At 66.6% G+C, this 12715-nt stretch carries 8 protein-coding genes; 2 read left to right on the plus strand and 6 right to left on the minus strand.

The window, feature by feature from the left end:
- Nucleotides 1-46: 46 nt before the first annotated feature.
- The gene (locus tag ACO2Q5_RS11985) at nucleotides 47-1534 is read right to left on the minus strand and encodes an ABC transporter substrate-binding protein (protein ID WP_423291281.1); all 1488 of its coding nucleotides are present in this window, start codon (nucleotides 1532-1534) and stop codon (nucleotides 47-49) included.
- Nucleotides 1535-1659: 125 nt separating this feature from the next.
- Nucleotides 1660-2562, minus strand: a complete 903-nt coding sequence (locus ACO2Q5_RS11990) for a LysR substrate-binding domain-containing protein (RefSeq protein ID WP_423291283.1) — start codon at nucleotides 2560-2562, stop codon at nucleotides 1660-1662.
- A gap of 149 nt (nucleotides 2563-2711) precedes the next feature.
- Between ACO2Q5_RS11990 and ACO2Q5_RS11995 the strand changes: the two genes are divergently transcribed.
- Nucleotides 2712-3977: an NAD(P)/FAD-dependent oxidoreductase gene (locus ACO2Q5_RS11995; RefSeq protein WP_423291285.1), complete on the plus strand. Its 1266-nt coding sequence runs from the start codon at nucleotides 2712-2714 to the stop codon at nucleotides 3975-3977.
- Between the two features lie 9 nt (nucleotides 3978-3986).
- On the opposite strand, the gene ACO2Q5_RS12000 is transcribed toward ACO2Q5_RS11995, so the two are convergent.
- The 4 genes from ACO2Q5_RS12000 to ACO2Q5_RS12015 form a co-directional block, all read right to left on the minus strand.
- Entirely contained in the window at nucleotides 3987-7358 is a 3372-nt protein-coding gene (locus ACO2Q5_RS12000) for a caspase family protein (RefSeq protein ID WP_423291287.1), read from the minus strand.
- Between the two features lie 70 nt (nucleotides 7359-7428).
- Nucleotides 7429-8334, minus strand: coding sequence for a GGDEF domain-containing response regulator (locus ACO2Q5_RS12005; RefSeq protein WP_423291289.1), 906 nt, complete (start codon nucleotides 8332-8334; stop codon nucleotides 7429-7431).
- Nucleotides 8331-11183: a response regulator gene (locus tag ACO2Q5_RS12010; RefSeq protein ID WP_423291291.1), complete on the minus strand. Its 2853-nt coding sequence runs from the start codon at nucleotides 11181-11183 to the stop codon at nucleotides 8331-8333. Before ACO2Q5_RS12010 ends, ACO2Q5_RS12005 begins: the two co-directional genes overlap by 4 nt.
- Nucleotides 11180-11560, minus strand: coding sequence for a hypothetical protein (locus ACO2Q5_RS12015; protein ID WP_423291293.1), 381 nt, complete (start codon nucleotides 11558-11560; stop codon nucleotides 11180-11182). Before ACO2Q5_RS12015 ends, ACO2Q5_RS12010 begins: the two co-directional genes overlap by 4 nt.
- Before the next feature lie 232 nt (nucleotides 11561-11792).
- On the opposite strand from ACO2Q5_RS12015, the gene accD reads away from it, so the two are divergent.
- On the plus strand, nucleotides 11793-12713 hold the full coding sequence (gene accD / locus ACO2Q5_RS12020) for an acetyl-CoA carboxylase, carboxyltransferase subunit beta (protein ID WP_423291295.1): 921 nt from the start codon (nucleotides 11793-11795) through the stop codon (nucleotides 12711-12713).
- The last annotated feature ends 2 nt before the right edge of the window (nucleotides 12714-12715 follow it).

Here is a 12715-nt window from a genome sequence, read left to right on the forward strand (position 1 = left end):
TTCCGGGCGTCAGGGGAAGGGGCGGCGGACCGCCCCGGCCCGTATCTTACTCTGCCACCTTCATTTCGGCGATGATCAGCTTGGCATCCGCGCGGGGCTGCCAGTCCATCCGTTCCGACATGCCATAGATGTCCTGCAGGTTGAACAGCGGCACAGCATAATTCTCGGCGTGGATCTTCGCCTCGATCTCATCATAGATCGCCTTGCGCTTCGCCGGATCGGTCTCCACCCGCGCGGCGTCGATCTGTTCGGCCATCCAGCTGTCCGAGTTCGAGGCCGCCGCCCCGTCCTTGTGATAGATGAAGGACATTTCGCGGTCCGCATCCAGCAATTCGTTCGAATTGGCGATGAAGATCGCATCCGGGCGCGGTCCGTCGCCCATCAGGCTGTCCAGATAGACCGAGAATTCCTGAATGTCGGTGGTCACGGTCAGGCCGATTTCGGCCCAGTATTGCGACACCGCCTCGATCTGTTCGCGGTCCTTCAGCCAGCGGCCGCTTTCGCCCACCACGGTGATGGCGGCGCCTTCCAGCCCGGCTTCGGCCAACAGGGCGCGGGCCTTGTCGGGGTTGTATTCGTAATAGGGCAGGTCGGCGTTGAAGCCGAAGGCGGCGGGGTTGATGTGCACGCCCTTGGCGATCTGGGCATAGCCCATGAACAGGCTGTCGGCCATCGCCTGCCGGTCGATGGCAAGGTTCAGCGCCTCACGCACCTTCGGATTTCCGGTCACCTCATTGTCCGTGCCCAGAACGAAGACCGAGGTTTCCAGCCCCGCCACCGCGGCGAATTTCGGCACGCTGGCGGTGAATTCCGGCAGAAGGTTGGTGATCACGTCGAACTCACCCGCCAGCAGGCCCGACAGGCGGGTGCCCGGCTCGGTCACGAAGCGATAGGTCACTTCATCCACCTGCGGCGCGGTGCCCCAGTAGGTGGGGTTCACCACCAGCTTCAGGTCCGACCCGCGGTTCCAGCTGTCCAGCATATAGGGCCCGGTGCCCACGGGGACCGAGGCGAGATCGGCCGATCCGGCATGGCCCGGCTCGATCATCTTCATCCAATACATGCGCGACGGCAGGATCGGGTCCGGGCCGCTGGTCTTGATGTTGACGATCAGGTCATCCACCGCCTCGGCCCCGGCGATGGTGCCGAAATAGGCCATCTGTTCCGAATTGTTGGCCGGGTCGATCACCCGCGTGACCGAGGCGACCACGGCCGCCGCATTGAACGGCGCCCCGTTCGAGAAGGTCACCCCCTCACGCAGCTTGAACTGCCACGTCAGCTCATCCACCTGCTTGGGCAGGTCGGCGGCCAGACCGGGAACCAGTTCCCCGGTGGGGGTGCGGGCCAGCAGCGCCTCATATATATTGTCGTTCACCTGCCGCTCGCCCCCGTCATCGCGGAGCTGCGGGTCCAGGGTCGAAGGCTCCGAGCCGATGGCCACGGTGATGGACTGCGCCCAGACCGCCGAACCCGCGGTGCCAAGCATCAGGGCGGCCGCAAGTCCGAAGCTGCGCGCCATGGTCTTCATGTTCATCTGCGACCCCATGTTGGTTGGATTTCATTGGTCCGGCCGGATTGCGCCCGGCCGGTTGCATCCGGCAAGTCTAGGAGGCGGGGAAAGCCGATGGGAACCGCGATATTTACGGTCCTGTATGATTATTATTCATGACGCGGCCCATCAGCAGAGCGGAGCAGCCAGTCGCGCACCGCCACCAGATTGGGCCGGTGCGCCCGGGTTTCGGGAATGGCTGTCCAATAGCCCTCGCCCGAGGGCACCGGTGGGCCGAAGGGCAGCATCAGCAGACCCTGCCGCAATTCGTCTTCGATATAGATGTCGGGCACCACGGCCAGACCCAAGCCTTCGACCGCGGCGCGGATCAGCATTTCGGTCTGCGGCATCCGGTTGCCCTGAATAGCCCCCTCATACCGCCGCCCCGCAGCGCGCAGCCATTGCAGCCAGAGACTGGGGCGGCTGGCATTCTGCAGCGTGGGCAGGCGGCGGAAGTCCAGCTCTTCGGGCAGCGGGCCAAGGCTTTCCACCAATGCGGGCGCCGCCACCACGGCCAGCCGCTCTGGCATCAGCGGCCGCACCCGTGCGGCCTGCCACGACCCGACCCCCCGCAGGATGCACAGGTCTGTTTCGGCATCGGCGGGGGTCGCGCCCTGTGGCATGGTCATCACCTCTACCGGCAGGCCGGGAAAGGCACGGCCAAAGGCGCGCAGCCGCGGGATCAACCAGCGCAGGGCAAAGGTCGGATGCGCCCCCAGCATCAGCGACTTGTCGGCCTTCCGCCCGCGCACCGCGTCGATCGACACCTCCTCCAGCCGGTCCAGCGTCTGCCGCACATCGGCGGCATAGGCGGCGCCCGCATCGGTCAGGACCAGCCGCGACCCGATCCGTTCGAACAGCCGCACGCCCAGATAGGTTTCCAGATTGGAAATCTGCCGGCTGACCCCGCTTTGCGTCAGCATCAGATCCTCGGCCGCGCGGGTAAAGGACAGATGCCGGGCGGCGGAATCAAAGGCCTGCAGGGCGGAAAGCGAAGGAAGGAAACGGCGCATCGGGGACCCTGACTGTTCGTGATGACCAAAACTCATGCCGGAACGAATTTTTCAAGATTTCCGTGCCGCCTTTCCGCAAGACTAGGATCGCCTCTGCCCGCCTGCGTTGTGTCGCGCTTGGTTTCCGGGCAGCAGACAGGGAGAAAGCGATGCGCAGCGGCGGACCGCAGCATGTGGCCGTGATCGGCGCGGGCATCGTGGGGGTGGCGGTGGCCCATGCGCTGCTGGACCGCGGCTGCGGGGTGACGCTGATCGACCCCGCCCCGCCCGGCGGTGAACAGGCGGCCAGCTATGGCAACGGCGCCTTTATCAGCCCGGCCTCGATCATTCCCATGTCCATGCCCGGCCTGTGGCGGCAGGTGCCGGGCTTTCTGCTGGACCGGCGCGGCGCATTGACCATCCGCTGGCGGCATCTTCCGTCGCTGGCACCGTGGCTTATCCGGTTCTTGGCGGCGGGCAGGACCGAGGCGAAGGTCCGCCGCACCGCGGGTCTGCTGAACAGCCTGCTGGCCGATGCGCCAGAGCGCCATACGGCGCTGGCTGCGGGGATCGGCCGGGCCGATCTGATCCGGCATCAGGGGCTGACCTATGTTTACCCCGACCGCGCTGCCTTTGCCCGTGACGCGCTGGCCTGGGCCATCCGTCGCGACAACGGCCTGATCTGGCGCGAGATCGAGGGGGAGGATCTGCGCGCGCATGAACCTGCGCTTGGCCCGGGCTACGGCTTTGCCGCGGTGGTGGACCGCGGGGTCCATTGCCACGATCCGGGCGCCTATGTCGCCGCGCTGGCGCAGGCGGCCGAAGCGCGAGGCGCCGCATTTCTGCGCGCAGCCGTGACCGGTTTTCATCGGCAGGGCACACGGCTTCTGGCGGTGCAGACGACACGGGGGGAGGTGCCCTGCACCGCCGCGGTGATCGCCTCCGGCATCCATTCTGCCGATCTGGCCGCCGGTCTGGGCGACCGCATCCCGATGATCAGCGAACGGGGGTATCACGTCCAGCTGGCCGATGCCTCGGGCGGCCCCTCGCGCCCGGTGCTGCCCAGCGACGGGAAGATGGCGAATACCCCGGTCGAAGGGGGCTTGCGGGCCTCCGGTCAGGTGGAGCTGGCCTCGACCGCCGCTGCGCCGGACTGGCGCCGGGCGGCGATTCTGGTGGAAAATCTGCGATCCACCTATCCCGGGCTGCGCTTCGACCTCGCCCGGATGCAGCGCTGGCAGGGACACCGGCCGTCCCCGGCGGATGGCCTGCCGGTGATCGGCCCGGCCCGGGCCTGCCCCGCGGTGATCCATGCCTTCGGCCATGGCCATACCGGATTGGCCGCCGCCCCGATGACGGCAGAGATCGTGGCCGCCCTTGTGACGGGCGCGGCCCCGCCGGTCGATGCCGCGGCCTTCTCGGCGCAAAGGTTCTGACCGGGGCCGTCACTCGACGACGATGTCGCCTGCTGCCGGATCGCCCTGCATGAATTCTATCCATTGTGCCCGGTCTTCGGTCAGTTCGCCCGAATCGCGCAGGCGCAGCAGCAGCGCCAGCACGTCCTGCTCCACCCGCGCGGTGTCCGGCTGATCCTCTTCCATGCGGAAGAAAACGGTCATGATCTCTTCATCCGCCTCCGCATCATATCCAAGCCGCGCCTCGACCCGCAGCCAGGCTTCCATCTCGGCCAGATTGTATCGGGCGATCAGGGCGGGATCGGCCCCCCGTTGCCGAAGGATGCCGGTGATCCGGCGACAGGCCCAGGCCAATGCCCGCTGCGGTTCTGCCCCGCCGGGGTCCGCGGCCGCCAGATCAAGCCGCAGGGCCAGCTCTTCGCGGAACAGATCCTCCGCATCGCCAAGCCGTCCGGTTTCCCGCAGGACACGGCCAAGCGCGGCAAGGGCCTCTGCCAGTTGCTCCCGCGCGCGAGTATCTTCGGGCGTCAGGGCCAGAAGCGCCCGCCGGCCGGTCAGCCGGTCCCGGCAATAAGGCTCTGCCGCGGTGAAATCCCCGGCCTTGCGCAGCAATTCGCAAAGACGGCCCTGCGCAACGGCAAGGTTCATGGCTTTCAGGCGGCTCAGCGGGTCCTGCGCCACCAGCGCCCGGCGGTGATCCAACCCCATGGCATAGGCCTTCTCCGCCCCGGCCGGATCGCCCTCGGCCTCCAGCACCTCGCCCAGGCGGCTGTAGGACAGTGCAAGATCATCGCGCAGATCGGCATCGGCGGGATCGTCCTGCGACAAGGCCAGCCGCAATTCCAGCCCGCGCTGGTAGTGCGCCTTTGCTGCGGCAAGATCGCCCTGCTGCATCATGGCATCGCCAAGGCCCACATGCGACCGCGCCAATGTCTGCGGCCAGAGCCGCTGGTCTGCCCCGGCCGCGTTCAGCGCCTCAAGCGTGTCAATCGCGGTCTGGAAATAGCCCCCGGCTTCGGCCCAATGACCCTGATCAAGCAGGTTCTGGCCCAGCTTGGTATAGGACACCGCCAGATTGTGCCGAAGATAGGCCGTCTCCGGGTTTTGGCTGATCAGCGCCTCGACCAGAGCGAGCGCGGCGCGGTAGTCGGATTCCGCGGCCGCCAGATCGCCCAGCAGGACCTGCGCAAAGCCACGGTTGTCGAGAATGGTCTTTTTGCGGTCAAGCCACCCCAGAACGCCCGTATCCTGCCCGATCAGAGGATCAAGGACCATCAGCGCGGCGGTATATTCCGCGACAGCCCCCGCCAGATCCCCCTTGGCCCGCAGGATATTTGCCAGCTGTTCCAGAGAAGCGGCCAGATCGGCCTGCCGCCCCGCATCCGCCGGATCTTTTTCCGCAAGCATCCGGCGGATATCCAGCGCCGCCCGGGCCGAGGCCTCGGCCGGGGAGGTATCCCCCATCTGAAGCCGGACCTGCGCCAGCAGGAAATGCGCGACGGACAGGTTGGCCTGAAACAGCGCCTTGTCCGGCATCTGCCCGGCCAGCGTCAGGCGCAGGTCCAGCACGGCAAGATATTCAGCCTCCGCCCCGGCCAGATTGCCTGTCAGATAGAAGATGCGGCCCAATCGTTCATGCCCGACCGAAAGATCGTTGCGCAGATCCGGGTTCTCCATGTCCGCGGCGGTCAGCCGTTGCCAGATGTCCAGCCCCCTGCGAAAGCTGGCCTCGGCGGCGGGCAGATCGTTCAGCGTCAGCGCGATATTCCCGAGGTCGGTCTGGGTGAACCCAAGATGGCGCAGCCAGACGGGATCCTGCGGCTCTGCCTCCGACAGGCGCCGCCAGATGTCCTGCGCCCCGGTCAGCATCTCTCGTGCACGGGTGGTCTGCCCGCGGCGGTGCAAGAGATTGCCCAGTTCGCGCAGGCTGTTGGCCAGATCGTGCTGCAGCGCAGTGCTGGCCGGATGCGCGGCGGCCCGGGCGGCGGCCCGGCGATTCCAGTCCTCATAGACCGGAACGGCGGTGGCCCCTTCGCCCAGACGGATCAGCAGATACCCCTCCCACCACAGGGCCGTGGTCTGGGTCAGCAGCGCCTCTTCCGGCAGGCCAAGCGGTTCCAGCCGGGTCAGGGTGGCGGAAATTTCTCGCCAGCGGGCCAGCGCGGTCGGATAGTCCAGTGCCGCCTCGGCCGCGAGCGCGCTGATGCGCAGGGTTTCCACCTGCGACAGGCTGCGTGTCAGCAGGAGTTCAGCGGCTCCTGCAATGCCCGCGGCGTCCAGATCGGCCGCCGCCTGCAGCTTTTCCTGCGCTTCACGATAGGCGCCCAGATCCATCAGCCGGGCGGCTTCGTCCCGCAGGGCCGAGACTGCGGTATCGGCGCCGTCCAGCGCGGCAACGGCATTCTGGAAACGCCGATACTGCCTCGCGGCTTCCGCCAGTGTGGCTTCGCGTTCGGTCGCGGTCAGCTCACCCGCGGCCAGAAGCGCGGCATAAAGCGGGGCCAGCGGCAGATCGTCCGCCGCGGCGACCCGCTCCACCTCGGCCCGGGTCTCAGGCGCAAGGCCTGCCATGGCCAGAAGAAGGCGATCCCGCTCTGACACGGCACCCGGCGTGCCGGAGACGAAGATCAGATCGGGAAGGGCGGATTCGACATAGGGCAGCTGCTTGCCGCGGGTGCGGTCATAGACATCCTGCTGGATCAGGGACAGCGCGCCGCGCAGTTCAAGGCCGGGGGTGCCAAGGTGGCGCAGGATCGCCTCGGCAAAGGGGGAATTCGGCCCCCGGCCATCCTCTGCCGTGGCACCGGGCGCGGTCGCGAAAGCATAGACCAAGCCATCGGCCCGTCCGACCCGACCGAAACCGGGAGACAGTTGCGGCGCGGACTGATCCTCCAGCGCCTTGGCTGCGCGCTGCGACAGGTCGGCCAACGGCGTGCCTTCGAACGGGTCATTCCGGCAGGCATCGACCAACAGGATCGCGGCCGGCGCGGTCCGGCGGAGGGTTTCCACCACCTCGGCCAGAGAAACCGAACTGGCCCGCAGCGCTTCGACAGAGTTCATCGCGGCATCGGTGGGCAACAGCCGGTTCTCGCGCCCGATTTCCACCCCGTGCCCGGCATAATAGACCAGGGCCAGATCGGCACCCGCGGCATCCTGCGCGAAATCCTCCAGCGCGCGGCGCAGGCGGCGTTTGTCCCGGTTGGTCTCGGTCGTGACGATGAAATCCAGATCGCGCAGGTGCCCGGCCACCGCCATTGCATCGGCCACAGGATTGACCAGATCCCGGGCCGAATCATAGGTTTCAATCCCGATGACCAGCGCATAGCGCCCTTCGCCCGCGGCAAGCCCCGGCAGGGCGCAAAGCGCAATCCACAGGCAGATCCGCAGAAGAAGACCGGGCATGACCATCTGCTGGCTAAGGATGCGGACAGCTTAGCAAAGGGCCTTGCGCTTGTCGCGCAGCCTTCAGGGGTCAGAAGGCCATGGCATTGATCCGGTTCCGGCCCTGCGCCTTGCTGAGATAGAGCTGCCGGTCCGCCTCGCGCACCCAGAGATCGGCCGCCATGCCCGGCAGGCAGCGGGCTGTGGCCACCCCCATGCTGATGGTGACGACGGGGGCCACCCCGGATCTTTCATGCGGGATGGCAAGTTTGCGCACCTGTTCGCCTATTTCGCGGGCCACAACCATGGCGCCCGCCTCGTCAGTGCCGGGCAGGATGCAGGCGAATTCCTCGCCGCCGTAACGGGCCGACAGATCCGAACTGCGCCGCAGCGCGCGGTTCAGCGCGGCCGCGATCATGGTAATGCAGCGGTCCCCGGCAGGATGGCCGTAGGTGTCGTTGAACTGTTTGAAGAAGTCGATATCCAGCAGGATGACCGACAGCCAGTCACTGCCACGGGCGAGTCGGGCCGTTTCAAGCCGCAGCACCTCTTCCATCCGGCGCCGGTTGCTGAGGCCGGTCAGCGCATCGGTCACCGCCATTTCGGCCAGCCGGTCGCGCATCCGCTTCAGTTGGATGTGATTGCCCACCCGCGCCCGCAGCGCCACGGGTTGCACCGGTTTCGTCACATAGTCGATGGCGCCGAGCGAAAGGCCGCGCACCTCATCCTCGGTGTCGCCCAGGCCGGTGGTGAAGATCACCGGCACATCGGCCAGCATCGCCTCGCGTTTCAGATGGCCGCAAAGCTCGTAGCCGTCCATCCCGGGCATCAGGATGTCCAGAAGGATCAGATCCGGAAGCGCATTGCGCGCGGTTTCCAGCGCCTGATGGCCCGAGGTGGCAAAGCACACCTCATAATCGTCCTCCAGAATGGCATTCATGATCTCGATGTTCGAGATTTCATCATCCACGATCAGAATGGTCGGCCGCTCCGTCATGACACTTCCCTCAGCCCGTCGGTGCCGCCCGGCGGCAGGAGCGGCATGCTCTCAAGCAGGGTCAGCGCGCGGGCATAGTCAAGATGCTCCAGCGCTTCGCGCAGCGGATGACGGTCGATTTCGCCGCGTGACAGGCCACAGGCGGCGCCAAGCGCGTCAAAGCTGGCACGGGCGCGCAGGCTGTTGCGGCGCAGGTCGTCGCGCAGCCGGTTCAGCGAGGCGAGGCGCTCTCCCTCGGGCGGAAGGGGCGGTCGGGCGGAAGACGGCGGCAGCGTTGAATGCGCAAGGTCCTGCGCGGCCTTCACCGCGGGGGCCAGCGCCTCTGCCAGGGCCTTGATCTCCTGCTCCAGCCCGTCGGGACTGCCCTCTGCAAGCTGCCGTTCGATTCCGGCAGAAACGGCCTCGACCTCTGTCAGCGCCAGCGCGCCTGCCACACCTTTCAGCGTATGGGCCAGCCGCCGTGCCTCGGTCACACGGCCTGCGGCCAGAAGCCCGGTCAGCTCCTCCGCGGCGCCGGCCTGCGTTTCGCCAAAGGAAATGATCAGCTTGCGCAGCAGCCGCGTCTTGCCGTTCACCCGGGCAAGGGCCGATGGCAGGTCGAACGGGGGCAGGCTGCCGGGAAGGACCAGTTCGCCTTCAGGCGTCGCCTCGGCCGGTGGGGTAACCCGCGCCGCGGCGGGAACGTTCCGGATCAGCCATTTGCCAAGGGTGCGGATCAGCGCGTCGGGATCGACCGGCTTCGACACATGATCGTTCATCCCGGCATCAAGACAGCGCTGCCGTTCCTCTTCATAGGCATGGGCGGTCATGGCGATGATCGGCAGGCGGCTTGCGGGCCAGGTCTGGCGGATACGCCGCGTCGCTTCGATCCCGTCCATCACGGGCATCTGCACATCCATCAGCACTGCGGCATATCCGGCCCCGTCGCGGGCCATGCGGTCGCAGGCCACGGCACCATTCTCGGCCGAATCCACCACCAGCCCGGCATCGCCCAGCAGTTCCAGCGCAATTTCGCGGTTGATGTCGTTGTCCTCGACCAGAAGCACCCGCAGCCCCTGCAGTGCCGGGGTCAGCCGCGGCAGGGCTGCGGCCTCGGGTGCGGCAGAGGGGCGGCCGGGGGCCGTTTCCGAGAACAGTTCCGCCACCGTGTCATACAGAGCCCGCGGCTCCAGCGGTTTTGTCAGGAAGGCGGCGACTTCGGTTCGCCCGACTTCGGACATGAATTCATCCGTGCCATAGGCGGTAACCATCAGCGTGACCGGCATCTTCGGCAGTTGCGGATCGGCGCGCAGGGTGCGCACCGTCTCCATCCCGTCCAGCCCGGGCATTTTCCAGTCCAGCAGCATCAGGTCATAGGGCTGGCCCTGCCGGGCCGCCGTGGTGACAGCGCTGACGGCCTCGGTCCCCGAGGCCACCAGATCGACCGGAATGCCCCAGGCGCGAAAAATCTCTTCGATGATCTGGCGCGCGGCAGGGTTGTCATCGGCCGCCAGCACCCGCAGCCCGCGCAGCGCCGGCGATGCCATGCGCGCCGCAGCGCCCGGCCCGTGGTCCACCGGAAGGGTGACGGCGAAGCGGAAGGTGCTGCCCTTTCCGGGTTCGCTTTCCAGCCCGATCCGGCCGCCCATCAGTTCGACAATCTGGCGGCAGATCGCCAGCCCCAGCCCGGTGCCGCCGAAGCGGCGCGTGGTGGAGCTGTCGGCCTGGGTGAACGAGCTGAACAGGCTGGCCTGCTGGGCTGCGGTCATGCCGATGCCGCTGTCGCGTACCTCAATTTCCACCGTGGCACGTTCGTCGGCGCCCTGACCCTCTTGCGAGATCAGCCGGACTGCAACGCCGACGGTGCCGGTATCGGTGAATTTCACCGCATTACTGAGCAGGTTCAGCAGCACCTGATTGAAGCGCAGCTCATCCCCCAGAAGCTGGGCGGGGACGCGCGGGTCAATCCGCGCCTCGACCCGCAGCCCTTTGGCCGTGGCATCCGAGGCCACCATCTGGATCTGGCTTTCCACCGAACTGCGCAGATCGAAGGCCCGCGACTCCAGCTTCAGCTTGCCGGCCTCGTTCTTGGAAAAATCGAGGATGTCATTGATCAGCCGCAGAAGCGAGACGCCCGCGCCGTTGATCTTCGAGATATAATCCTGCTGCCGCGAATCCAGCGTGGTGCGCTGCAAAAGATGGCAGAAGCCGAGAATCGCATTCATGGGCGTGCGGATCTCGTGGCTCATGTTTGCAAGGAACATACTTTTCGCGCGGCTCGCCTCTTCCGCCTCGTGGGTGCGGGTTTCCAGTGCGTCGTTCTGCAGTGCGATCTCGGCGCTCATCCTGCCGATGCGCTCAAAGCTTTGCACCACCCGGTCGCTGAGCCAGACGAGGACAGCGGCCTGAAAGGCCACGATGACCGCGTGCAGCAGCACACGCATCACATTGGCCTGATTGGGAAACACCGCATAGGGCAGAAGATACAGCAGCAAGAGGTGATGCAGCGCGATGGTGACGGCGGCCACCAGAAGCACCCGCCGGTCGAACCATGCGATCATCAACGCCAGCAGCGCGAAGAAATACATATGCATGTCCATCTGCCACGGATGGCCCCGCAGCAGATAGAGCAGAAGCGCAGGCTCCCCCACCAAAGCGACGGCAGAGAGGTAGCGGGTGGCGGGCGCAATCCCGGTCCGGGCGAAGGTCAGATGATAGGCCGTGGCCAACAGGCCGCCCGACAGTGCGGCCCCCGCGATGGAATGTCCGGTCCAATAGGCCACCATCGCCAGCAGGGGCACATGGCACCACAGAAGCACCACCAGAAATTGCCCGAAGCGCAGGCGCAGAAGGTCGAGTTCCGAAGTCATGACGTCTGTCCTTCCGCAGGGGCGGCGCCGCAACCAAGCGTGACGGGGGCGGGCACGACCAGCCATGCCCCCGCCGCGCGCAGACGGTCCGAGAACCCGGGTTCTGCGGAAGCGGCGATAACGATATTGCCGAAGCGTCCGGTGTCGATCAGGCCGCCATCGGCTGCACCGACCATGCCGATGGTTTCGGGCAGGCTGTATCCCGGTGGCGCGACGACCAGCCAGGCGCCATTGCCCGCAACCCCCTGCAGCGAGGCCGCTGCCAGCCCGGCCAGCCCGGCGCAGAGCAAGCCCCCCGCCGGCAGCAGGTCGCGTATCCGGATGCGCCCGCCCGCGGCGATCTGTGCCGGATCTTTCATCGCCTCTGGTCCCTGCATGCCTTCACCTCCGTCTGACGCGAGACTGGGCACCAGACCTTTCATATCCCTTAAGAAGGCCGCATGGCCGGACCTTCGGACCCGCAGGATTTTAGCTTTGATCGGGGCCAGTGCAATGCAGACGCCGGACCGGCCCGCCGGTTGACCGCCCTGTCCGCGCCCTTGCATTGCATTTGCGGTCCCTGCGGATTATCTCAGGACCGACCCGAGGACCCGCCCGAAAGGCACGCGCATGAACTGGATCACCAATTACGTCCGCCCGAAGATCAACTCGCTCTTCTCGCGGCGTGAGGTGCCGGAGAACCTGTGGACCAAGTGCCCCGAATGCGGGACCATGCTGTTCCACCGCGAACTGGCGCAGAATCTGAACGTGTGCTCGAACTGTGATCACCACATGGCGATCACCCCCCGGGACAGGTTTTCGGCGCTGTTTGATGGCGGGATATTCACCGAGGTGAAGGTGCCCGAACCCATTGCCGACCCGCTGCATTTCCGCGACCAGAAGAAATATCCCGACCGCCTGCGCGCGGCGCAGAAGGCCAGCGGCGAGAAAGAGGCCATGCTGGTGGCTGAGGGCGAGATGGGCCGCACCCCCATCGTGGCCGCCGCGCAGGATTTCGGTTTCATCGGCGGATCGCTGTCGATGTATGTCGGCAATGCCTTCATTGCCGGTGCGCAGCGTGCGGTGGAGCTGAAGCGGCCCTTCGTCGTCTTCTCCGCCGCCGGCGGCGCCCGGATGCAGGAGGGGATTCTGGCCCTGATGCAGATGCCGCGCACCACGGTGGCGATCCAGATGCTGAAAGAGGCGCGGCTGCCCTATATCTGTGTGCTGACACACCCGACGACGGGCGGTGTGACGGCCAGCTATGCCATGCTGGGCGATGTCCAGATTGCCGAGCCGAATGCGCTGATCTGCTTTGCCGGGCCGCGGGTGATCGAGCAGACCATCCGCGAAAAGCTGCCCGAAGGGTTCCAGCGCGCCGAATATCTGCTGGACCACGGCATGCTGGACCGGGTGACCCACCGCAAGCAGATGCGGGATGAGCTGATCACCGTGCTGCGGATGCTGACCGGCCAGCCGCCGGCCATCAAGGGTGATCTGGCCGCGCCGCCTCCACCGGCCGAGCCGGAGCAGGCCCCGGCCGAGGGTTGAAC

Origin of the sequence: Neotabrizicola sp. VNH66 (genome assembly GCF_049445895.1) — a bacterium.
Classification (GTDB): domain Bacteria; phylum Pseudomonadota; class Alphaproteobacteria; order Rhodobacterales; family Rhodobacteraceae; genus Pseudogemmobacter.